Raw genomic sequence first — 21710 nt, 5'->3', positions numbered from 1 at the left:
GCTGTTACCGACGGGTTGATCGGGCATCGGCGACACGCAATAAGCAGCCGCATGAATCTTCCCAATCATTTCGAATTGCTGGCCACTGACGGCGCCGCCCGGACCGGGCGCCTGACCACGCCGCACGGCCTCGTCCGGACGCCCGCATTCATGCCGGTCGGCACCGCCGGGGCGATGAAGGGCATGCATTGGCGCGAGGTGCGCGATGCCGGCGCCGATATCGTGCTCGGCAACACCTATCATCTGATGCTGCGGCCCGGCGCCGAGCGGATCGCAGGGCTCGGCGGCCTGCAGCGCTTCACCGGCTGGGGCGGCCCGATGCTGACCGATTCAGGCGGCTTCCAGGTGATGTCGCTCTCGGAGCTGCGCAAGGTGACCGAGAAGGCCGTGACCTTCCGCTCGCATATCGACGGCGCCAAGGTCGAGCTGTCGCCGGAGCGCTCGGTCGAGGTGCAGCGGCTGCTCGGCTCCGACATCGCGATGCAGATGGACGAGTGCGTACGGCTGCCGGCCGAGCGCGCCGACATCGAGCGCGCGATGCAGCTTTCGCTGCGCTGGGCCGAGCGCTCCAAGCGAGCGTTCGAAAGCGCGCCGGACGGCTACATGCTGTTCGGCATCGTTCAGGGCGGCGATATCCCGGATCTCCGCCACGCCAGCGCGCGCGGGCTGACCGAGATCGGTTTTCACGGCTACGCGATCGGCGGGCTGGCGGTCGGCGAACCGCAAGCGGTGATGCTGTCGATGATCGAGGAGACCGCGCCGGCGCTGCCGTCCGATCGGCCGCGCTATCTGATGGGCGTCGGCACGCCTGAGGACATTCTGGAGGCGGTGGCGCGTGGCGTCGACATGTTCGACTGTGTGATGCCGACACGGAACGGGCGCCACGGCATGGCGTTCACCCGGTTCGGACAGATCAACCTGCGCAACGCAAGGCACATCGACGATCCGCGTCCGCTCGATGAAGATAGCACGTGGCCGGCGGCGCGCAGCTATGCGCGCGCCTATCTGCACCATCTGGTGCGTGCCGGCGAGACTCTTGGGGCAATGCTGCTGTCCGAAATCAACGTCGCCTATTATCAGGAGCTGATGCAAGGCATCCGCGACGCGGTGGCAAACGGCACCTTCGAGGATTTCAGAACGAAAACGCGCGCCGGTTGGGCGCGCGGTGACATCGCTCCGAAATGAGCTGTGTGATCAGTTGCACACGATCGGTTTCACCGAGTGCTTGGTCACGAACCCGTAACCGCAATTGTCGCAGGTCCAGAGATAGCTGATCAAATTGTCGAACAGGTAGGCGGACGCTTCTGCCGCTACCATGGAGTCAGCACAAACTGGACAGGTCGGCAAATCGCTGCCGCGCGGATCGGGCCTGGACGCTACGGTCGACAGAACTTCAGCAAGTGCCGGCATGCGCGCCTCCCTTTGCGTTTTGAGCTGCACCTGACGAAAGTATATAGACGCACTTGTTTGACCTTGTCGCAACACAAATGCGTAGGTTTTACGTTATTTGCGTAGGTTCTTATTTTGCGATGCAACGAATTGGCGCCTCGGCGGTTTCTCCCTTGCGCGTCATGGTGCGCTGCTTCTAATGAGAGAAGACCGCATATTTCCAGCATATCCCGCAACAGGAGCCGCTTGATGGACGCGCCGTCGACAACGAGTGCAGTGCAACCCGGACGCGGCCGCGTCTTTGACTCCATCGTCGATGCGATCGGCTCGACGCCGATCGTGCGGCTGCGCAGACTGCCGCAGGCAAACGGCGTCAACGCGACGATCCTCGCCAAGCTGGAATACTTCAATCCGGCGGCCAGCGTGAAGGATCGCATCGGTGCGGCCATGATCGTGGCGATGGAGAAGGCCGGCATCATCAACGCCGACACCGTGCTGATCGAGCCGACCTCGGGCAACACCGGGATTGCGCTGGCCTATGTCGCGGCATCGCGCGGCTATCGGCTGAAGCTCGTGATGCCGGAGTCGATGTCGATCGAGCGGCGGCGGATGCTCGCTTTCCTCGGCGCGGAGATCGTGCTGACCCCGGCGGCGCAGGGCATGAAGGGCTCGATCGCGACCGCGGAAGAACTCGTGCGCACGACGCCCAACGCCGTCATGCCACAGCAGTTCAAGAACCTCGCCAATCCGGAAGTCCATCGCCGCACCACGGCGGAGGAGATCTGGAACGACACCGGCGGCAACATCGATTATTTCGTCGCCGGCGTCGGCACCGGCGGCACCATCACCGGCGTCGGGCAGGTGCTGAAGCCGCGCAAGCCGTCATTGCGGATCGTCGCGGTGGAGCCGGAGGAGAGCCCGGTGCTGTCGGGCGGCCAGCATACGCCGCACAAGATCCAGGGCATCGGCGCGGGCTTCATCCCTGACATCCTCGACCGCTCGGTGATCGACGAGATCGTCAAGGTCAACAGCGCGACCGCAATCGAGACCGCGCGCGCGCTGGCGCGCAACGAAGGCATCCCCGGCGGCATTTCGTCGGGGGCTGCGATCGCGGCCGCCTTGCAGATCGGCAAGCGGCCGGAGGCTGCGGGCAAGACCGTCCTGGCGATTGTGCCGTCGTTCTCGGAGCGCTATCTCTCGACAGTGCTGTTTGAAGGAATTTGAGACACAGGAATCCAAGACATGGCCGATCAGCCGAGGCGCCCGCGAACCCTGAACGATGCCCGTAGCGAAGCCGAGGCGGCGTTCAAACGGGCCACCACGAAGGTCGCGGACGCGGTGCCAAAGACTGTGACCGTTCCCGGCGTCCGGGAGCAGGTCACGCTGCGGATCGATCAGGATGTGCTGGAATATTTCCAGTCGGGCGGCCCCGGTTGGCAGGACCGCATCAACGCGGCGCTGCGCAAGGCCGCCGGGAAATAACGCTTCCAAGATGAGGAGCCCGGGATGATCCCCGGGTTCTTTGCCATCATGGATGCAGCGGTGTGCCGGGCGGCGCGCCAGCGTCAGCTTGCGCGCGCCGCGATCTTTCCGGCCGGCTTCAGGTTCAGCAGATTGCCGGCGAGGATCATGGCCGCGCCCAGCACCGTGTAGGCATCGAGCCGCTCGGCATAGATCAGCCAACCGACGATCGCGGTCAGCGGGACCCGGACGAAATCCATCGGGATCACTACGGTTGCGTCGGCGTGGAGCAGGGCGCGTGCCATGCAATAGTGCGAGAACGTGCCGCAGAACGCGATCACGGCAAGCCAGCCCCAGGTGGAGAGCGGCGGCCAGGTCCAGACATAAAGCGCAGGCCCGAGGCTGGCGAGCGACTGCACCACCAGCATCCAGAAGATGATCGTCAGCGTCTGCTCGGTTCGCGTCAGTGATTTGACCACGGCGATCGAGACGCCGAAGCCCATCGCCGCGGCGAGCGCGATCAGCTGGCCCGGATTGATCGCACCGGTCGCCGGCCGCACGATCACGATGACGCCGACCAGGCCAAGCACGATCGCGACGATCTTCCAGGACGTCATCCGTTCGCCGAGGAAGCTCGCCGCGAGGATCGCGGTCCAGATCGGCATCGTGAACTCGATCGCGACCACCTGGCCGATCGGAATTAAGGTCAGCGCGTAGAACCAGCCAAGCTGCGCGCAGAAATGGATCAGGTTGCGCGCGATGTGCAGGTGCACGCGCGCGGTCTTCACGGTCGCAAGCCCGCCATTGATGTGGACCAGCGGATACAGCATCGCGAAGCCGAGCACGCCGCGCACGGCCATCAGCTGGAAGACGTTCACCTCGCGCGTCGCTTCGCGGCCGGCCACTGCCACGATCAGCATCAGCGCGAGCCAACCGGACATCCACAGTGCTGCGCGAGTCTTTGAGGGCGTGCGATCCATGTGATGGGAACGAGATCAGGAGGGATTCCCGGTATCGGTGAGCCGCCATGAATTTGCAACGCGCAATTCTGCCGATGCGTGGTGCGCTGGCCGCGTGATCTCTGCTAAGCAGGGCGGGAATAATCACATCTGGAGGATCTGCTCATGCGTGTCTTGCAACCGGCCGAGTGGTCGAAACCCCGCGGCTTCTCGCACGGGGTCGCGTTCGACGCTCCCGGCAAATGGATCGTGCTGGCTGGGCAGACCGGCGGCGACGAGAAGGGCGAATACGCGCCCGAGATGGCCGCCCAGGTCGGTACCGCACTGAAGCGCATCATCAAGCTGTTGAACGAAGCCGGCGCCGGTCCCGAGCACATCGTCCGCCTGACCTGGTATCTGACCAGCCGCAGCGAATACGAGGCCGCGGGCGCCGGTATCGGGGCGGCGTGGAAGGAGACGCTCGGACGCAATTTCCCGCCTTCCACGCTGCTCTACATCGACGGGCTGGTCGATCAGCGCGCCAAGGTCGAGATCGAGGTCACGGCGTTCGTACCTGCCGCATAGGACCATCGAGACAATCGGGAGCGATCGCAGCACAAGCAAACAAAAAGCCCTCGGGGATGACCCGAGGGCTTTTCTCGTCGGCGTATCGGTCGATTACTTCGACAGCGTGATGTTGGCGCCGCGGAACTGGCTGTCGGCCCTGATCGTGACGGACTGCCTGTTGCCGCTGGTGCGCATCGAAATGTCGGCGTTGAAACCGGGCGCGCTTGCAACGACCTGGAAGTTGCCGCCGCCGCCGCGACCCTCCAGCGAGCCGTTGACGTTGCGGCTGGACTCGCTCCAATTGCCGCTGACTGCACTGCCTTCGGCCTGCACATCGGCCGCCAGGTTGAACTTGTAGGCGTCGCTGGCGCAGGTCAGGTTCATGGTCATTCTGGGCCCGCCGACGTGATAGGTCGCGCGGCAGCGAATCCGTTCGCTGGATCCGTCGTCGAGGGTAACCGAGCCGGCACCCGACCAAGTGCCCGCCATGCCGGCGAACGGACCGGACTGGGCGTGGCCTGCCGTGCTTGCCAATACGGTCACGAAAAACGCGGCGGCTGCAAATGCTGGCCGCCGCGGGATGGCGAAGAAACTCGATATGCTGCTGATCTTACTGACGGGATGCTTCCCATCGGCCGCTGCACGGTACGCCAGCTGATGCCCCATTCCACTTCCCCGATCCGGAGTTGCCACTGAGTTGTCCGTTCGCATATGCACCATTGATCGAGACTCGCACAAGGCCCCCACTGCCGACGGTGCCGGAGATCGTCGCGCCCGGCGCGGTGATCTTTCCTTCCGAAACGGTCAGGGTCGAGCTGGTCGACGGCTCGCAGCTGCCGGTCTTGGTGACCACAGTGACGTTCCAGAGGCCGTCATAAGGCTGCTGGGCGGATGCGGGAGCAGCGGTGAGCGCGGCAGCCGAAGCGACCGAAGTGACCAAAATCAGGTCGCGAATGCGGATCGAACGCATGAATCAAATCCCTGTAATTTCGTGTGATGACGCGGCTTATCCTGTCACAATGTGTTCAAAATTTGCTGCGTCGCGAGAGTCCCCGAATGTTCCTGTGAACTCAAACACTTCATGGTGAATTCGGTTCCGGATCAGGAACAGGAAAATCCGATCTGGATGTTCAATACTTTGGTATCTCGATACCGATATCCGGATTAGTGCTTGCCGGGACTGAGGTTAGGCGCCTTGGTCGCAAACTGCTCGTCCTGGGGCTTGGCCGGCAGCGCGCCATTGACCTTGCCATAGTCGATGACCTCGCCGAGCAGACGCAGCCCGAGCGGCGCCAGCGCGCGCTCCCAGAGCTCGCGGGCCGTCTCGCCCTTCTTGACGAACACCCAGTCCTGGGCGGCGATCGCGCCGGCGTCCATGCGGTCGGCGAGGTGGTAGATGCTCCCGCCGGCGATCGGATCGCCTTCCTTGATGGTCCACTCCACCGCAGCGATGCCGCGGTGACGCGGCAGCAGCGATGGGTGGTAGCCGATGCCGCCAAACTTGGCCACGGCAAGCGCCTCCCTGCTGACGCGGGCGTGGCTATGGGCGGTCACGATCAGGTCGGTGCCCGGGGCGATCTCGGCGGCCGTCACCAGCTTGGGATCGGCTTGGACCACGACCTCGACGCCGGCAGCCCTGGCCGCTGCCGCCAGCCGGTCCTCGCCGTCATGGACGACCACCCTGACCAGCGTGACGTGGTGCTCGCGCAGCATGTTCAGGGTCGTCACGCCGAAATGGCGGGAACCGACAAGGGTAATGCGCATGGGATCAATTCCGTGGGGTTTACTCGAAGGGGATTTCGGCGGCCGTTATGCCGATAGCATACAGCGGCCGCCTGTTTTGCTGTCCTGCCCGTTATCAACAGGCCGGCCGGCTGGCAATGTCAGGCTGCGGGCCGCTTGCTCGCCAGCACCTTGTCGATGCGCCGGCCGTCGAGATCGACGATCTCGAAATCCCAGCCCTGCGCAGCGGTTCTCGCACCGGTGTCGGGGATCGCGCCGAACGCATGCAGCAGGAAGCCGGCCGCGGTCTGGTAGGGCCGCGGCGAGGGCAGCGCGATGCCGAGCAGTTCGCTGAACTCGAGCGCCGGCATCCAGCCCGCGATCAGATAGGAGCCGTCGTCGCGCCTGACATAGGCGGGTTCGGCCGGGCCTTCCTCGGTATGGAAGGCGCCGACGATGGCCTCGAGGATGTCGGCGCTGGTGACGACGCCCTGGAAGGTGCCGTATTCGTCGTGCACGAGGCCGATATGCACCGCGGAGTCGCGCAGGATTGCGACCACGTCGCGGGCGTCGACGGTCTCCGGGATGATCGGCGCATCGCGCGTCAGCGCGCGGATGTCGGGCGTCTGGCCGGCGAGGTAGACGTCGAGCACGTCCTTGGCCTGCACGATGCCGAGCGCATGATCGCGGTTGCCGTCGAACACCACGCAGCGCGAGTGGCTGCTCTTCTGCAGCGCCGCCAGGATCTCGGGCGCGGGGGCGGCAAGATCGATCAGGCTGACCTCGTGGCGCGGCGTCATGACGGCGCCGACCGGCAGATCGCCGAGCCGCATCACGCCGGCGATCATCTCCTTTTCGCCGGGCTCGAGCACGCCGGCATTCTCGGCTTCCACCACCAGCGTCTTGATCTCGTCCTCGCTGACGCGGTCCTGCGCATCCTCGCGATGGCCGAGCAGCCAGAGCAACGACTTGCCGGAGCGGTCGAGCAGCCACACCACCGGCAGCGACAGTTTGGCCATCACGGTCATCGCCGGCGCGGCGCGCACCGCGATCGCTTCCGGATCGCGCAGCGCGATCTGCTTCGGCACCAGCTCGCCGACTATCAGCGAGCAATAGGTGATCACGCCGACGACGATGCCGACACCGGCCGCGTCGGCGACGTTTGCCGGCAGGCCAAGCTCGAACAGCCATTGCGAGAGGCGCTGGCCGAGCGTTGCGCCCGAGAAGGCGCCCGACAGCACGCCGATCAGCGTGATGCCGATCTGCACCGTGGAGAGGAATTTGCCGGGATCGGAGGCCAGCGCCAGCGCGCGGCGCGAGCCGCTGACGCCTTTCTCGACCAGCGCCGCAAGCCGCGCCGGACGGGAGGAGACGATCGCAAGCTCCGACATCGACAACAGACCGTTGACGACGATCAAGACCGCCACGATCGCAAGTTCCAGATATAACACGGGAGTCCCTGAGGTTTGGCGGCATTGGCCGCTCGACGACGCCCAATATAGGCATTCCGGCGCGGTTTTGCTGTGCCTTGTCGGGCGTTCCTGCACAAGCAGAGGGTGCGTATGGCGTGCATGCAGCAGGAGATCGCGGCATTTTGGCGCGCTGGCGCTCGTGACGCCGACGCGTTTTCCTGACGCGAGCCGCAATCCGCCGCGCTGGAAAGCGTTCCTAGGCGAGTATCCGCAGCTCGGGTTTGACGAAGGTCTTGCCCCGCGCGGCCGGCTGACTCAGCATTTGTTTGGAAGCGGCTTGCAGCTGCACGCGCAGATCGGCGTTGCATTGCTTCATCTGGTTGCGCAGTTCGCGGCGAGAGAAGGCGGTGAGCGTGGGGTCAGCGAGCTGCTGCCAGGCGTTGCGGAGCCATTCCTGCAGCTCGCGAATGTTCTGATCCAAACTCTTCTGATCCAGGACGCTGGGCTGGGTCATGCAGCCAAATCCCACGAAGTGATCGGTTGCAAGGTAACGCTGATTCGCCTCGCTTCACCTAGCGCTATGTTGTGCGGGCGCCTCTATGACAGGGGAGATCGGACGCTGCAGGCGTGCCGCTATCCGTGTCAGCGCGCGTTGCCCTGGCCGGTGCGCAGCAAATCCAGCGCGATCGGCAGCGCGAGGAACAGCGCAGCCGCCATCGAGAGATGACGGGTCTCCGTGGCCGTCAGCCCGAGGTCGTATTGGGCGAGATAGGCAAGCATGATCGCCGTGTACGCGGCGACGCAGATCGCGACGGCGATGCTCCCGAAATCGGTCTTGCTGTCGGTTTCAAGGTCCACGGCGGCACCACTTCGTTGCGGGAGTGGTGTAGCGCGGCTCACCTTTCACCGACTATGAGCTGGATCACGGGCACGCGCCTGCCGACAGGCTTCGCATATCGCGGTGATCGGTCGAGCCGACCAGGCGCGGGAACGGCGAGCAGGATTCCGCAAGGCCGTCGCGGCGACTGACAACTGGATGCGCCGCCGGCTAGAAGCCTAGCGAGGGAGCTTGCGTTCCGGCTGGCTTTCCTGCGGCAGCTTGACCGGGATGTGGGGCGATGTGCTCACCACGCGCGGGCTTCCGTCGGAATGGGTCTGGCCGTTGAGCAATGTCTCGAGAACCAAAAAGAATTTTTCAGAAAGCATGGGCGTAGCCCTCGTCGTCTAATTTCCTTATGTCGCGGCGCTCCGCGGAAAATTCGATCAACTAAATGCGAGTCGCACCAGCATGGCGATGCTGCGGCGCGGGGTCTTCAATACGCAATCCGGAAGATTACCGGTGCCCGCGCCGTTAACGCACCAAGGCTTGCGCGAAATAGTTGCCAAACTCCTAACGATTGCCGGCGCTGCGCGTGATGGCGCTCACCGTTCCTTCAATGATGCACGTTAACGATAGAGGTATGGATCGTGACCAGGATATCGACGAGGGCTTTGGGTCGGCGCTGCGCCGCAGCTACGGGCGGTTCGCCTGGTGGATCGTGCGGCTCAACCGCGTGCTCGAGCCGTCGCGTGCGGCAGAGCCGCCGCGCACCCAATTGCCGCCCCGCACTGCCACCCCGCCACGGCGGCCGGTCCCGCCGCGCCCGGAGTAGACCGCACCGGAATACCGTCGCCTCCTGTATCGGCCGTTCAGCCGGACTGCTATGCATGCGCCATCCGCGGACCCCATAAGGGTCCGCCGTTTTTGACGATGCGGCCGCGAGGCGGCGCAAGCGACGGGAAGGACTGACACAATGATCGAGACGGTTGGCATCATCGGCGCCGGGACCATGGGCAACGGCATCGCGCAGATCTGCGCGGCGGCGGGGCTTGACGTGACCATGGTGGATATCTCGGACGCGGCGGTGCAACGCGGCCTGAAGACGGTCGGGAGCAGTCTCGACCGCCTGGTCTCCAAGGAGAAGATGACCGCGGCCGATCGCGACGCGACGTTGGCGCGGATCACCGCGACCACCGACAAGTCGAAGCTTGCCGTCTGCGATCTCGTGATCGAAGCGGCCACCGAGAACGAGGAGCTGAAGGTCAAGATCCTGAAGGATCTCTGCGCCGGGTTGAAGCCGAGCGCGCTGGTTGCGACCAACACCTCGTCGATCTCGATCACCCGTCTGGCTGCTTCGACCGATCGCCCCGACCGCTTCATCGGGATGCACTTCTTCAATCCGGTCCCGGTGATGGCGCTGCTCGAACTGATCCGCGGCCTGCAGACCTCGGACGACACCGTCGCCAAGGCCGAAGCGTTCGCCAAGCGGGTCGGCAAGGTGGCGATCACGGCGAAGAACAGCCCGGGCTTTGCGGTGAACCGGATCCTGTGCCCGATGATCAACGAGGCGATCTTCGCGCTGCAGGAAGGCATTGCGACCGCGGAAGAGATCGATGCCGGCATGAAGCTCGGCTGCAACCATCCGATCGGCCCGCTCGCGCTTGCCGACCTGATCGGGCTCGACACCATGCTGTCGGTGATGGAGGTGTTCTACACCGGCTTCAACGACCCCAAATACCGGCCGGCGCCGCTGCTGAAGGAGATGGTCGATGCGGGCCATCTCGGCCGCAAGACCGGGCAGGGGTTCTACAGCTACGGCAAGTGAAATCTGCGCGCGCCCGACCCCGTAGTCATCCGGGATGGATCGCGCGGACAAGCTCGCGTAACCAAAACACCTGATCCGCCACTGAGGCGGGGGACATCAGACACGAGGCCCGGGCTCCTAGGCACACCGGGCCTCGTGTTTTTTGTTGGGTGCCCCACCCATCGAGGGCGCCTTGCTTCCGGTGTCCTGCTTCGCGCTCGGGTCACACCTTCTTGAGGCGGTGAGCGGAAACCTCGCGGATTTTCCCGGCGTACCTAGATCAACCGCTGGGTGCCGATCGAGGAAGGAAGCAGCATCATGCGCAGGTCGAATTGGGCAATTCTGGCGTTCGCGGCGCTCGGAACGAGCTGGATTGTCGGCTCCGCACAGCCGGCGGCTGCCGATCCCTACGATTATCCCTGGTGCATCCAGGGCAGAGACGAGGGATATCCCGGCTATTGCGGCTACCAGACCTACGAACAGTGCCAGGCGTCGGCGTCAGGCCGCGATGCCTATTGCGGCATCAATCCGCGGGTTGCGTTCAGCCAGCAGCGCGTATCGCCGCGGCGGATCCGGTAAGCGCCGCCAGCATGTCGGCTCGGCGGCCATCAGGCACGATGGTTGCATTGCCGATGATCGGATAATTCCCCCTGCGTTGGAGAGCACATGGGCGAGATCATCAGGTTCATCTCGAAGTCGGAACGCGAACGTGCACGGCTGATTCGCGAGGCCAGGGCCAACTACGAGCGCATCTTTCCGTCTGCCGATTCGGCCGACGTGCAGGGCGCCGCGCTCGAGGACGACGGCAGCGAAGCGTCGTCCAAGCCATAGCCTCGGTATTGCGTGCGAGAGGATGCGGGCGCCGCGATGTGGAAACGGTTCTGGCAGTCGTTGTGGCGGACCTGGACGATCGACAAGCCGGCCGCGCTTGGCGACTGGCTCTGGCAGATCCTGGTCGTTGAGCTCGCCGCCCTGCTGGATCGACTGACGTTGCGGAAGCTGATTGCCCTGATCCCGGTCGTCATCGTGATCGCGGCCTATCTGCACCGGATTCCGCTGCCTCCCGAATTGATGCTGGTCGGCGATGTGCTGGCCTATATCGACGTCTTCTCGATGATCTTCCTGATCGGCCTGTTCACGCGCGTGGCGACCGTCATGGCCGTCGTCAGACAGGCCATGGAGTTCGCTCAAAGCCTCGCGCGGCGCGTGCCGATGGCGCTACGCCGGCTCGACACGCGTCATCGTCGCGCCAAGGACAGCGCGCGCCGCAGACGGCCGACGAGCGCGAGGACCGACGATGATGAACCCGCGGTCGTCGCCGGCCTGGCGTGGGCTTAGTTTGATGAGGAACGCAATTGCGCCACCTATCGCGGCGGCCGGGCCTGTTCCTCGCCGTCGTCGGCCGCGGGCCGGGCAGGGCTGCTTGCAAACGAGCCGTCCTGCGAGCCGTGCTGGCCACGCCGGTGCGAGCTGGAGAGATCGGTCGCGCGCTGCCGGGAGCGATGAAACGCGCTACCCATCTCGAAGCTCCAGACACCGAACAGCAGCGCACCGGCCACACAGGCGGCCACGAAGGCCCAATCGCGTTTCATCATCTGATACAACAAGACCGCTCAAGGATGCCGGCCACGGGCCCGCGCCAACCACTCCACCGAATGCCTGGCCACCGCAATCCGCGCGAGGATACCCCGACACTGCGGTCAGGACGTTGCTGCGTCCGAAGCAAGACTCACGCATTGTGATGCGATCGGGCGCGCTTGTCGATCCGCGCGACCCGCACTGGTCACGGAGCAGTGATTGTCAAATCATGCGTCCAGAAACACTCCGACCAGATCATCGCGCGTCCGCAACAATCTTGCCAAACTTTCACTAGGCCGTTGGCGCACTGAGTTCGAAGATGCAGCTGAAATCGGACGAATCGCAATGACCGAACTTGAGGAGCTTCGCTACTTCGAGCACCAGTGCCTGGAGATGGCCAAGCAGTCCACGCTGCCGGATGCTCGGCGCGCGCTCCAGATCCTGGCTCGCAACTACGCTACGGCTGCCGAAATCCTCGAACGGCGCGCCCAATCCGCCAACACGGCGCTCGCCCAATTGTTTCGATGCCTGAGGCTCTGACGCAGCCTCGCATCGGGACTGCCGCGGTGCCGCGCTGAAAATCTCCTCGACGGCAGCCCGCTCGCCTTCGAGGATCTGGCAGAAGTAACCCTCGCTGAACAGCAGGGCGCCGGTCACGCCGCGCCGCGCATTCCTCGAACGGGATTAGGGCAGGATGCTGCGAATGATCTCGCTCGCGGAACTGTCGTGTAAGTTGCTGGTGCTACGACTGACGTAGATCAGGGTATGCTCGGCCAACGGCCCCAGCCGGCATTCCAAAAAAATCAACCGAGCCGCCAACGAGCCCCGGTTCCCGGCTGTTAGCGCGGTTCCTACGAAATTGGAATCCGAAGAAACACGGATCGCGCGGACACGCGAGATTCGGCGCGTCGAACTCGCCACGACGTTGAACAGGCGTTCAGGAAAGTTCCGAGCGTGTTCCTGCAACATGCGCGGACGCCAGCCGTTAGCACCGGGGACTGCAAAGGAGGATGTCATGACGAAGCTTACTTACGCACTTGCCGCAGCGGCGGCGCTCTCGATAGCGGCACCTACCATTGCCAGCGCGCAAGGTGTGGGCGTCTATTTCGGCAGCGGCCCCGGTTACTACGGCGATCGATATGACGGTCCGCGCGTCTACCGGGAGCACGATCGCGGCTGGCACCATGGCTGGTACCATCATCGCGACTACTACCGCGACCGTGGCGTCGTGATCCGCGGTCGTGACTGGGACGACGACTAACGGATGCGCACGCATCTCGCACAGTCAAAGGAGGGCCTCGCTTCGGCGGGGCCCTTTTTCATGGTCGGCCGGTCATGCCGAACCGCGCCGGATCGACGCATAGGAACCTTGGTATTCCGAACAGATTGTCAGAACGAATTGAACGGAGGAGGTCTGCATGAACCAGTTGATCTATCTGGTGGGACTGATTGTGGTCATTCTCGCAATATTGTCGTTCTTCGGACTTCGATAGGCCCGTCATGGATCCCGTCATGGATAATGAGCATGGGCTTGCCGTGTCGACTGACAACAGGACCGGCCTTCGGCTGCAATGGAGTCCGGTGTTTGCCGGCGCGCTCGCTGCGGCGGCGCTATCGGTTATCCTGATCGGCTTCGGCACAGCCGTCGGGCTGGGTGTGAGCTCGAGCTCGCCGTCATGGCGCGATGCATCGTCTGCGCTCGCGCTGCTGTCCGGGCTGTACCTGATCCTGCAGGCGCTGGTGAGCTTCGGCGTCGGCGGTTACATCGCTGGCCGCGCGCAGCGCATGATCGGCGCGACGTCGGCCGATGAGATCGAAGGCCGCGACGGACTTCACGGTCTGACCGCCTGGGCGCTCGCTATCATCGTCAGTGCGGCAATCGTTGCGCTTGTCGGCCTGTCGGCCGCGCGCCCGCTGGTGCAGAGCCGACCGTCTGCGACGGCCGCAGAGCCATTGCTGAGCGCCGAACTCGACCGTCTGTACCGGTCCATCCGGCGCCCGGCCAACATCGACATCGGATACGAGCGGGCGGAGGCGGGCCGCATTCTGCTGACCAGTTCGAGTCGCAGCGGCATCAACACCGAAGACCATAGCTATCTGATCCAGCAGGTTGCGTCCGCAACCGGCCTGGCCGCAGCCGAAGCCGAGAAGCGCGTCGACAGCGTGATCGGCGATGCGAGAGTGGCCATCCAGACCTCGCGCCGTAGCGCGGTGATCCTGGCGTTCTCGGTTGCGGCGGCGCTGCTGTTCGGCGCGGTTGCTGCCTGGGCCGCGTCCTGCGCCGGCGGCCGGCACCGCGACGGCGCTGCGCTGCCCGAGTGGATGGGCGGCAAGCCGACGACAGTTGTGCCGGTGGTCTGACGCAGTTGTGCATGTCGTTCAAAGGAGACAATGATGGCGACGATCTTGGTGATGGATCATTCCGGCGACACGAAGCAGCAGTTCGACCCCAACGACAGTGAGCAGCTCGCCTGGGCGCATGCGCGCTTCAGCGAGTTGACGTCGGACGGCTATACCGCCGCAGTGCGGAGATCCTCCGGCGAAGCCGCGCTGGTTCGCACGCTTGATCCGACCGCCGAGGAAACCCTGTTCTATCCCAGGCTGGTCGGCGGCTGACGCCATGATGGCCCGTCTGCGCGAGGTGTCCCTGCCGTCTGGGCTCCGGCGCGCCGCCGGCACGTTGCACGCGACCCTTGCCGCGATCTGGAACCGCTGGCAGGCCTATGAGCGCATCGAGGCGCGCGGGCTTGCGTTGCTGTCCGCATGGCTGTCGCCGGAGCAGCGCGCGCAATTCGAAAAATCCAATCGCTTCGACGTCATCGGCTCGGAGTCCGGCAAGCGATACCGGATCTGCTACGGGACATCGACCAACGTCTACGAGGTGGATGGTCGGGACCGCATCGTGGTCGGTTGGTGCTTCCGGCCGGTCGGCTGTCTGGTGGCTGGTGACGTGATGCTGGCCCAGAAGATTGCACTGGAAACCAACGAGCGTGAGACGCTCATGGTGGCCCAGCCGTTCCCCAGCACTCTTCCGCCACGCGCGAGTCATCGTCCAGTCGGCTAGGCGTTCGTCGAGCTGACGGTCAGCGCACCGAAGAAGTCGGCCGACGCCGACGCCGTCAAGCGGCGACTGATGGACTCGTGATCGCCATCCTCACCGAGGCCGGCGCCGGCACACGTGGCGGGGTAGGGAACGTCGGTGATCCTGCCGGGTTGTCGGATGCCGACTTGCAATGGATATCGCCGAGGATATCGCTATGGGCGTCAACACCCGATCGCCTTCGCTGAGCCTGGTCTTCCGCTCCTATCTCGGAGACGTGCGACGATGGATCGCCCAGCTGGTGACCGGCTACGCGGTGGCGTGCGGAGTCCTGCTGATCGGCGCGGTCTCATTCCTGATTGCGATCGGGTTCGGGGTTGGCGCGGGTTTCCATGCCCTTGAGCTGCATTTCGACATCTGGATCGCATACGCCGTGGTCGGAGGCGCCTTTCTGCTGCTCGGGCTTGCGGGGCTGCTGGCGGGCCGCATGCTGCTCGCGGGTCCGGCACCGGCAGTGCCGCGGCCCGGCCGGCAGGCCGGCATGCTCAAGCGCGCCATCGTCGTGCCCGTCGCGGCGCGGCTGATCGCCACCTCCAGGTCAGCAGCGGGGACGCGCGTCGATCCCGCGACCCAGGCACTGGCGGCCGGGGCGGCAATCATGCTCGTCGGCTGGTTCGCCGCATCGCGCTTCGGGCGGCGGCACGACGCCATCCAGGACTAGCGATGGCGCAGCGCTCCACGTGGCCAAACGACCTGATGCTCGCCGGTGCAACTGCTCTGGCGACCTTGGCGATCTATCGATACGTGTCCGGATCGGAGACACCGGTAAAACGGGAGCTGGACACCGAGCCGGCGCGGGCCGAAACGCAGGATCGTGGCCGGCTGGCCGAGACGCCGCGTCAGATTCCAGGCGCCGGCTGGAAGGACATCTTGCTTCGAACCTATCAGCAGATCGACGAGGACCGGCTGCTGGCGACCGCCGCCGGCGTCGTGTTCTACGGCCTGCTGGCGATCTTCCCGGCGATCACCGCGCTGGTTTCGAGTTACGGCCTGTTCGCCGATCCATCCACGATCTCATCCAATCTGCAGAGCCTGGCGCTGATGCTGCCGGAAGGCTCGTTCGCGATCGTCCAGGACCAGATCGCCCGCGTGCTGGCGAAGGGCACTTCGACGCTTGGCCTGACCTTTGCGATCGGCCTGCTGATCGCGATCTGGAGCGCCAATGCCGGCATGAAGGCGGTCTTCGATGCACTCAACGTCGTCTACGAGGAGAAGGAAAAGCGCGGCTTCTTCAAGCTCAATCTGATGTCTCTTTCGTTCACCGTCGCAGCGCTCATCGCGATCATGCTGATGGTCGCAGCGGTGGTCGTCGTCCCGCTTCTGCTGCAGCAGGTTGGGCTGGGCACACGGGCCGAGCTCGTCGTCCGGTTCGGACGGTGGCCGATCCTGGTGCTGCTGCTCCTCACCGCGCTTGCGGTGCTTTACCGCTATGGCCCCAGCCGAACCAAGCCGCGCTGGCAATGGCTCAGCGTCGGCGCCGTCGCTGCGGCCGTGCTGTGGCTGATCGGCTCGTCGCTGCTCTCCTGGTATCTTGCGAATTTCGGCAATTACAACGCGACCTACGGCTCGCTCGGCGCGGCCATCGGCCTGATGACCTGGATGTGGATGTCCGCCATCATCGTGCTGTGCGGCGCCGAGCTGAACTCGGAGATCGAGCATCAAACCGCCATCGATTCGACCGAGGGCGTCCGCAAGCCGCTCGGTGCGCGTGGCGCGACAATGGCCGACACGGTCGGCAGGGCGACATAGCGAGACCGACGTTCACGGCAAAGGCTGCAAGCTTTCATTAACCCGACTCGCGCAACGTCATTTCGGGCCGTCTGGATGGGCCGCTAGCAGAAGGCCGCCACGGGAAGTTTCGTGGCGGCCTTTTGCGTCTCACCGTGCTGAGGGAGACGACCGATGGACTACGGCGCCTTCACCGACGCCAGCCTGAAGATGATGTACGAAGCCATCCGCGGCGCGCTCAAGGCCGACGATGAATTCGAGGCCAACGGCGAAGAGCCGAAATTCCGCGTCCGCGCGACGCCCGAGTGGAAACGCCATGCCGGCAGTCTCGAGGCCGAGATGCTGAAGCGCGGGCTGCAGCTCGAGATCATCGACTGGACGGGCGGTCAGGGCGAGCTGCCGCTGACGGTGGACCCGTGAGCTGGTAGCCGACATTTGCGGTGGCTGGCCGCACATTGCGGATGGCATCAATCCAGTTACGAAACTAAGATGCAGGATTGGTGAGATCGTCCGGTCGTCAATCGATATGCGATAAGCGCTTCGAGGAGTTCTTACGTGCAAGTCATACGAAATGGATTTCTATCGCTTCTGGCCTTGGGAGCGCTGCCCCTGGCAGGTCACGCGCAAACTGTGGTCGCAGCATTGGAGTGCGACTTTCCACCCGCTTCAACTGACGACTGGAACATGGCCGCGTCGACCCTTCAATACTATGTCGACGCTGCACGAGGTTGGAGAGTTAACGACGATTCCTTCGCCTTCGATGGCTCGGCAAACATCACTATTGGGGGAAAGGATCACGTAGCTTCGCTTTCGATCACAATTTCCCGACAGTCCGGCAAAGCTACCAAAACCCTGTCGTCGGAAGGGAAATCCCTTGCGGTCAGCGGGGAATGCAGAAAAATGGATTCTTCCGGACGGAAGTTCTAAGCGCACCCACGGTCGTGGAGGACATGAGGCTCATGTTCAAGCGTTGCTCGTGAAACGCCCTCGACGATCGTACCGGAAGCGTAACCGGCAGCGGCTGGCGGCACACCGCCGGCGGCTGAGGCGGTGAACAACGAGCCGCCGGTTCGCGCCGGCGGGTTTTCAACGACCGCCGCCCGACAACAATGCACTTTTGAAGGCCGCGATTGGAGGCTTTCAACGGCCCTTCTGCTGGTTCGCGTACTGCTGGGCCATGCCCACCGGATCGATTCCCTTCTGGAGATCACCCGACTTCAGTCCGTCGTAGATCGCATTTCCAACGACGCCCCCGGCAACGCCCACCAGCCACATGACGATGGGACCAACGCCTCCAGAGGCTTGCTCCAGCTGATCTAGGCTCAATTCGCGATCGATGTTCATATCAGTCTCTCCTGGTCGCCCCGGTGATCGGGACCTTCCTGTCAACTGTGGGAAGACGATAGGGGAGGCTGAGCTGCCGATCCGTGACGGGTATCACGTGCGACTGATGAGCCACCGCCGCGGGCTGTCTCGCCAATCCCAAAAAGATACGCCGCCGGGCCCGAAATGATTTGTCCCGGCGGCGCCCTGTTTCAATCTGGGGACTGCAATCCCAGCGGATGAATATCAGCAACGGCTATGCCACGAGGCTCCGGCGGAGGGGCGGGGTACGGGCCGCGCGCCTGCTTTCTTTTCGGTGGCGTCCACACGCATACGACCCGGCCCAACACGAGTACCGATAGCACGATCGGCGTCATCCGACTGTTCACGGTGGATGGCCAGCGGACCAGGGAGCCTGCTCTTGAGCAGGGCGAAATCTGTTTCGTTTTCCTTGGCCCACCAATCCATGTCCGCCCGCTCCAGGTTGCGCCATTCATCGATGAACAGTCGGAGGTCGACGTCGCTGTTAGGCCTGTGATCGCCTCGGACACGGCTGCCGAACAGGTACACGGCCGGAATATTGCGAGCCGGCTCGAGCCAATCGGCGAGGATGCCAGCGAGGGCGGGGAGGTCAGGGTTCATCGGCTGCACTTTAGCGTCGAAGCCGTGTGGACGGGTGTGGAAAAAACCAAAGGCCGTTGCCGGGCAAGCTACCCTGATGCAAGGTTGAGGGGGTCCAGAGCATTGCCCTGGACCCACCTCCTTGGGCGCGCCAGCTCAGTGAGCAATGGAAGGCCGGTGCTTCCGACACCGGCCTTCTGCTCTTTCACCGAGCGCGTGCATCGTAGGGCCGCGGCCGCCGACGTTAAGTCAGATGATCCGTTATGCACGATTCACACAGCAAGCAGTGTGAAAGCCGCCAGTTGGTCGCGTTAAGTCTTGCCGGTGTTTGGAGCTCGACCGCGAATCGCCGCGCGTTTAGTTCTCGTACAGCAGCAGTCCTTCTTGGACCATCCGGTCGACAAAGCCTGGAGCATCACCTGTTAGATGACTGCTGCCATCCTCCCGGGTTATCCCGTCATTGCGCGCGACAACGGCCTTCTCCCGAGAGCATTCATGCCACATTTCCAAAGCGGCTCGCCCGATACCCTGCTTTTTGAACTTGTCGCCCAGGAAATCCAAGTGAGCCCACATAAAGCGCCAATAGGGCGCCGTGTACTGATCGTCGCTCTCTGCTTGGGAAAACGATAGTTCCCCTATCCGCTCGCCTTCCTCTGTGAACGCTTCGACGCTGTACAATTCCTCGTCCAACCTGAGGGTGACGACGGAGCCGTTAGGGATTTCTACGGTCCGCTCGAAGTCTTTTTTTCCAGAATTTTTACTGGCATTTGAGACCGCTGACACTGCATTCAATTTGCCAACACACTGCCCATACGGCAGATTTTTAGGCTTATCGAATTTTCGTCTAAGCTATTGAATTTGCTTGGTGAGCGCGGAGGGACTCGAACCCTCGACCCCATGATTAAAAGTCGCATAGCCTGCCCTCCGACAAGACCTTGTTTCTGCTCAATAAACGCAATGGTCGCCAGTAAATCATTGAATCTAATGCATTTCAACAACATTCGGGGGAATGCAGCGATTTGCATTGAATTGCCGATCTCGTGAGGGTATAGCAAGGGAATGCGTTCCCTCAAAAAATCACGGGGTTGAAAATGCAACGAAACAAATCCGTCAAGGTGAGGATCACAAAGACTGAGGTAGAGGCCTTGTCTGCCGGCGACAGGATCGTCGATACCGACATTGACGGGTTCATGGCCCGGCGCTTGCCGACCGGAGCAATCACCTACGGTTTCCGGTATCGAATCAAAGGCAAGCCGCAGCGATGGATCAGTTTGGGTGTTCACGGTCGGAGCCATTACACCGCTGAGCGAGCTCGCAAGGATGCCCGCGCGCTAGCGGTGCGGGTGGAGAACCGGGAAGATCCCTACAACGACGACAAGGCGAAGCAGGTTGCCGAGGCGGCAGTTCGGGACAAGAAAAAGAACACCCTAAATGCCGTTCTCGATAGCTACCTTGTGGAGTGGGTGAGGCCGAAACTGCGATCGGCAACAGCAATTGAAAAGATGTTCAAGAACCATATTCGGCCGGCGGTAGGATCAACGCCGATTTCGGAACTGGATAGGGACCACATTCATGTCATGCTCAAGAGCGTTGCTAAGTCTGCCGGCGAGGTCGCGCGGGACCGCGTATTCGCCAATCTCCGAGCGGCTCTAAATTGGTACGAAGGCCAAAATAGCAAATACAAGAGCCCCATCATTTCCAAGATGGTGCGGAGCGCTTCAAAAGCCCGCGAGCGCACTCTAAGCGACGATGAAATCCGTACGCTTTGGACCGCTCTTCAATCTGACAAGGTGCCAGTTGCATTTGCTGATCTCGTGCGAAGCCTGCTTTACACTGGCCAGCGCCGCAGCGACATCGCACAGATGCACGACAGAGAAATCGAGGGCGAAAACGAACTGATCATTCCAGCCGGTCGCTACAAGAACCAGGGGACGCATTACGTCTACTTGACGCCGCGCGTGCTGGAGATGCTGCCCAAGACCAAGGGATATAAGTTCGGTGCCAGAACGGGAGGAGAGAAGCCTTATAGCGGCTTCAGCAAGGGCAAAGCGGAACTGGACAAGGTAATCACGAAGCAACGCAAGGATGCTGGATTGCCTCCTATGGAGCACTGGACGCTGCATGATCTTCGTCGCACAGCCAGAACCCTCATGTCGCGCGCCAAGGTCACGCCCGACATCGCCGAGATGGTCGTCGGGCATAAGTTGACCGGCGTTCGCGAAGTATACGACCGCTGGGGTTACGCAGATCAGCGCAAAGATGCTCTAGAGCGGCTGTCCAATCTTCTCGACAGCATCATCAATCCGCCCGCTGCAAACGTCCTTCAGTTTGCGAAGGCGAGCGCGACATGATTGTGGTGGACGATGGCACGCTGGAGCTTCTTCGCGATCTCCGCGCCAAATTGCAGACCAAGCAGCGTCACCGCAACAAGGACGGTAAGGAAGTTTCAGCAAAAGTGATCCGCGCCGTCATAGACCGCGGTAGAGAGGCCGAGGCGAGGGCGCTTCGTTACTTGCTAAACAGCAACGACGACGCTGATGCAGTCGGCGAGGAAGTTTTGAGAGCAATCGCTGACCATCTTCACAATCTGCCAAAAGCAGCCAACGCGCCGTCGCATTTCAAAATCTCTAATGGCGACGCCTGGCTGATGGATCAGCTCACAGATGAAGACGGTCGCGAGCGCATTGGCAAGCTCGTCCGCGTCGGCAAGAAAATGAATCCGCCAACGCTTGATCCGGCGATCACCGACGAGGCTCACATCGACCGCATCGAGCGCAATCGCGGAACGTATAACCTCTTGAAGTCAGCGAAGATGATTTAGACAGCGACACGAAGTAGGGGAAATTTCTACAAACTTAATATCGCTGCCTTTTCAAGCACTTAGCTAGATTTTCCAGCCACGCTCTGCCACTTTAAGCCCCGCGAAACATCGCCGGGCAAGTTGGATTTCCCGGCATCACCTACGGGAAACCATATGAGCAAACTTCAATCGACTAAGACGGCGGCGGAACGTCTCGCCTGCTCGGAATCGACGCTCAACCATTGGCGCGTCGCCGGTTGTGGGCCTTCATTCGTGAAGCTAGGTCGTCGCGTGATGTACCGCGATGAGGATTTGGACGCGTTTATTGCCAAGAACGTGCGGCAGTCCACCACGGAGGCCGCTTAAGATGCATGTTGAAATTGGAACGCCCGCGACGACAGCGCGGGCGGTTCCGAACTCTGATCTGCTTCCAGGCTCGATCGGTTC

The 21710-nt window shown here is 62.9% G+C and carries 33 protein-coding genes; 19 read left to right on the top strand and 14 right to left on the bottom strand.

What is annotated here, in order from left to right; genetic code table 11:
- The first annotated feature begins 51 nt into the window (after positions 1-51).
- On the top strand, positions 52-1185 hold the full coding sequence (tgt, locus tag XH92_RS24685) for a tRNA guanosine(34) transglycosylase Tgt (RefSeq protein WP_194454424.1): 1134 nt from the start codon (positions 52-54) through the stop codon (positions 1183-1185).
- Positions 1186-1194: 9 nt separating this feature from the next.
- Here tgt and XH92_RS24680 read toward each other — a convergent pair whose 3' ends face one another.
- Positions 1195-1410, bottom strand: coding sequence for a hypothetical protein (locus XH92_RS24680; protein ID WP_194454423.1), 216 nt, complete (start codon positions 1408-1410; stop codon positions 1195-1197).
- 228 nt (positions 1411-1638) lie between these two features.
- Between XH92_RS24680 and cysK the strand changes: the two genes are divergently transcribed.
- Positions 1639-2613 carry a cysteine synthase A gene (gene cysK / locus XH92_RS24675; RefSeq protein WP_194454422.1) on the top strand — a complete coding sequence of 325 codons (975 nt, stop codon included), beginning with the start codon at positions 1639-1641 and terminating at the stop codon, positions 2611-2613.
- Positions 2614-2631: 18 nt separating this feature from the next.
- Complete coding sequence (locus XH92_RS24670; protein WP_194454421.1) at positions 2632-2871, top strand: BrnA antitoxin family protein; 240 nt, start codon at positions 2632-2634, stop codon at positions 2869-2871.
- An 83-nt stretch (positions 2872-2954) separates the two neighbouring features.
- Here the strand turns inward: XH92_RS24670 and XH92_RS24665 are convergent, their stop codons facing one another.
- A complete protein-coding gene (locus tag XH92_RS24665; RefSeq protein ID WP_194454420.1) occupies positions 2955-3830 on the bottom strand; it encodes a DMT family transporter in 876 nt (291 codons plus the stop codon).
- Positions 3831-3974: 144 nt separating this feature from the next.
- Between XH92_RS24665 and XH92_RS24660 the strand changes: the two genes are divergently transcribed.
- The gene (locus XH92_RS24660; RefSeq protein ID WP_194454419.1) at positions 3975-4373 is read left to right on the top strand and encodes a RidA family protein; all 399 of its coding nucleotides are present in this window, start codon (positions 3975-3977) and stop codon (positions 4371-4373) included.
- A 93-nt stretch (positions 4374-4466) separates the two neighbouring features.
- Here XH92_RS24660 and XH92_RS24655 read toward each other — a convergent pair whose 3' ends face one another.
- From XH92_RS24655 to XH92_RS24625, 7 genes are all read right to left on the bottom strand, one after another.
- Positions 4467-4898: a hypothetical protein gene (locus XH92_RS24655; RefSeq protein ID WP_246787600.1), complete on the bottom strand. Its 432-nt coding sequence runs from the start codon at positions 4896-4898 to the stop codon at positions 4467-4469.
- A gap of 67 nt (positions 4899-4965) precedes the next feature.
- Positions 4966-5325, bottom strand: coding sequence for a hypothetical protein (locus XH92_RS24650; protein ID WP_246787598.1), 360 nt, complete (start codon positions 5323-5325; stop codon positions 4966-4968).
- A 194-nt stretch (positions 5326-5519) separates the two neighbouring features.
- Positions 5520-6119: a formyltransferase family protein gene (locus XH92_RS24645; protein ID WP_194454417.1), complete on the bottom strand. Its 600-nt coding sequence runs from the start codon at positions 6117-6119 to the stop codon at positions 5520-5522.
- Between the two features lie 119 nt (positions 6120-6238).
- Positions 6239-7528, bottom strand: a complete 1290-nt coding sequence (locus XH92_RS24640; RefSeq protein ID WP_194454416.1) for a hemolysin family protein — start codon at positions 7526-7528, stop codon at positions 6239-6241.
- 217 nt (positions 7529-7745) lie between these two features.
- Positions 7746-8003 carry a hypothetical protein gene (locus XH92_RS24635; RefSeq protein WP_194454415.1) on the bottom strand — a complete coding sequence of 86 codons (258 nt, stop codon included), beginning with the start codon at positions 8001-8003 and terminating at the stop codon, positions 7746-7748.
- A gap of 128 nt (positions 8004-8131) precedes the next feature.
- Positions 8132-8347 carry a hypothetical protein gene (locus XH92_RS24630; RefSeq protein WP_194454414.1) on the bottom strand — a complete coding sequence of 72 codons (216 nt, stop codon included), beginning with the start codon at positions 8345-8347 and terminating at the stop codon, positions 8132-8134.
- 198 nt (positions 8348-8545) lie between these two features.
- A complete protein-coding gene (locus XH92_RS24625; protein ID WP_194454413.1) occupies positions 8546-8695 on the bottom strand; it encodes a hypothetical protein in 150 nt (49 codons plus the stop codon).
- 254 nt (positions 8696-8949) lie between these two features.
- Here XH92_RS24625 and XH92_RS24620 point away from each other — a divergent pair, with 254 nt between their 5' ends.
- The 5 genes from XH92_RS24620 to XH92_RS24600 all read left to right on the top strand — a co-directional run bounded on the left by XH92_RS24620 (position 8950) and on the right by XH92_RS24600 (position 11451).
- On the top strand, positions 8950-9141 hold the full coding sequence (locus tag XH92_RS24620; RefSeq protein ID WP_194454412.1) for a hypothetical protein: 192 nt from the start codon (positions 8950-8952) through the stop codon (positions 9139-9141).
- Between the two features lie 141 nt (positions 9142-9282).
- Positions 9283-10134, top strand: a complete 852-nt coding sequence (locus XH92_RS24615; protein WP_194454411.1) for a 3-hydroxybutyryl-CoA dehydrogenase — start codon at positions 9283-9285, stop codon at positions 10132-10134.
- Positions 10135-10431: 297 nt separating this feature from the next.
- The gene (locus XH92_RS24610) at positions 10432-10692 is read left to right on the top strand and encodes a DUF3551 domain-containing protein (RefSeq protein WP_194454410.1); all 261 of its coding nucleotides are present in this window, start codon (positions 10432-10434) and stop codon (positions 10690-10692) included.
- A gap of 87 nt (positions 10693-10779) precedes the next feature.
- Entirely contained in the window at positions 10780-10944 is a 165-nt protein-coding gene (locus tag XH92_RS24605; RefSeq protein ID WP_194454409.1) for a hypothetical protein, read from the top strand.
- Between the two features lie 36 nt (positions 10945-10980).
- Complete coding sequence (locus XH92_RS24600) at positions 10981-11451, top strand: hypothetical protein (RefSeq protein WP_194454408.1); 471 nt, start codon at positions 10981-10983, stop codon at positions 11449-11451.
- 26 nt (positions 11452-11477) lie between these two features.
- On the opposite strand, the gene XH92_RS24595 is transcribed toward XH92_RS24600, so the two are convergent.
- Both XH92_RS24595 and XH92_RS24590 read right to left on the bottom strand, forming a co-directional pair.
- The gene (locus tag XH92_RS24595; protein WP_210345473.1) at positions 11478-11705 is read right to left on the bottom strand and encodes a hypothetical protein; all 228 of its coding nucleotides are present in this window, start codon (positions 11703-11705) and stop codon (positions 11478-11480) included.
- Positions 11706-11982: 277 nt separating this feature from the next.
- Complete coding sequence (locus tag XH92_RS24590) at positions 11983-12348, bottom strand: BLUF domain-containing protein (RefSeq protein ID WP_194454406.1); 366 nt, start codon at positions 12346-12348, stop codon at positions 11983-11985.
- Between the two features lie 358 nt (positions 12349-12706).
- On the opposite strand from XH92_RS24590, the gene XH92_RS24585 reads away from it, so the two are divergent.
- The 7 genes from XH92_RS24585 (at position 12707) to XH92_RS24555 (ending at position 16939) form a co-directional block, all read left to right on the top strand.
- Positions 12707-12952, top strand: a complete 246-nt coding sequence (locus XH92_RS24585) for a hypothetical protein (protein ID WP_194461703.1) — start codon at positions 12707-12709, stop codon at positions 12950-12952.
- 251 nt (positions 12953-13203) lie between these two features.
- Entirely contained in the window at positions 13204-14052 is an 849-nt protein-coding gene (locus XH92_RS24580) for a hypothetical protein (protein ID WP_194454405.1), read from the top strand.
- Positions 14053-14085: 33 nt separating this feature from the next.
- Positions 14086-14307, top strand: a complete 222-nt coding sequence (locus XH92_RS24575; protein WP_194454404.1) for a hypothetical protein — start codon at positions 14086-14088, stop codon at positions 14305-14307.
- A 4-nt stretch (positions 14308-14311) separates the two neighbouring features.
- Positions 14312-14755, top strand: coding sequence for a hypothetical protein (locus XH92_RS24570; RefSeq protein WP_246787597.1), 444 nt, complete (start codon positions 14312-14314; stop codon positions 14753-14755).
- Positions 14756-14924: 169 nt separating this feature from the next.
- Entirely contained in the window at positions 14925-15452 is a 528-nt protein-coding gene (locus XH92_RS24565) for a hypothetical protein (protein WP_194454403.1), read from the top strand.
- Positions 15453-15454: 2 nt separating this feature from the next.
- Positions 15455-16540 carry a YihY/virulence factor BrkB family protein gene (locus XH92_RS24560; protein ID WP_194454402.1) on the top strand — a complete coding sequence of 362 codons (1086 nt, stop codon included), beginning with the start codon at positions 15455-15457 and terminating at the stop codon, positions 16538-16540.
- A gap of 153 nt (positions 16541-16693) precedes the next feature.
- A complete protein-coding gene (locus tag XH92_RS24555) occupies positions 16694-16939 on the top strand; it encodes a hypothetical protein (RefSeq protein WP_194454401.1) in 246 nt (81 codons plus the stop codon).
- A 720-nt stretch (positions 16940-17659) separates the two neighbouring features.
- Here the strand turns inward: XH92_RS24555 and XH92_RS24550 are convergent.
- The 3 genes from XH92_RS24550 to XH92_RS24540 form a co-directional block, all read right to left on the bottom strand.
- A complete protein-coding gene (locus XH92_RS24550; protein ID WP_194454400.1) occupies positions 17660-17863 on the bottom strand; it encodes a class IIb bacteriocin, lactobin A/cerein 7B family in 204 nt (67 codons plus the stop codon).
- A gap of 225 nt (positions 17864-18088) precedes the next feature.
- Complete coding sequence (locus XH92_RS24545) at positions 18089-18484, bottom strand: nucleotidyltransferase domain-containing protein (protein ID WP_194454399.1); 396 nt, start codon at positions 18482-18484, stop codon at positions 18089-18091.
- Positions 18485-18820: 336 nt separating this feature from the next.
- Positions 18821-19141 carry a hypothetical protein gene (locus XH92_RS24540; RefSeq protein ID WP_194454398.1) on the bottom strand — a complete coding sequence of 107 codons (321 nt, stop codon included), beginning with the start codon at positions 19139-19141 and terminating at the stop codon, positions 18821-18823.
- Between the two features lie 413 nt (positions 19142-19554).
- Between XH92_RS24540 and XH92_RS24535 the strand changes: the two genes are divergently transcribed.
- The 3 genes from XH92_RS24535 to XH92_RS24525 all read left to right on the top strand — a co-directional run bounded on the left by XH92_RS24535 (position 19555) and on the right by XH92_RS24525 (position 21629).
- Positions 19555-20814, top strand: coding sequence for a site-specific integrase (locus tag XH92_RS24535; protein ID WP_194454397.1), 1260 nt, complete (start codon positions 19555-19557; stop codon positions 20812-20814).
- Positions 20811-21284 carry a hypothetical protein gene (locus tag XH92_RS24530; RefSeq protein WP_194454396.1) on the top strand — a complete coding sequence of 158 codons (474 nt, stop codon included), beginning with the start codon at positions 20811-20813 and terminating at the stop codon, positions 21282-21284. The genes XH92_RS24535 and XH92_RS24530 overlap by 4 nt, the downstream gene beginning before the upstream one ends.
- A gap of 153 nt (positions 21285-21437) precedes the next feature.
- Positions 21438-21629, top strand: coding sequence for an AlpA family transcriptional regulator (locus tag XH92_RS24525; protein ID WP_194454395.1), 192 nt, complete (start codon positions 21438-21440; stop codon positions 21627-21629).
- Positions 21630-21710 lie beyond the last annotated feature (81 nt).

The sequence above is a fragment of the Bradyrhizobium sp. CCBAU 53421 genome, assembly GCF_015291625.1.
GTDB lineage: Bacteria > Pseudomonadota > Alphaproteobacteria > Rhizobiales > Xanthobacteraceae > Bradyrhizobium.
The sequence above is the reverse complement of the archived record's forward strand: the minus strand, read 5'-3'. Positions and strand labels throughout refer to the sequence as shown.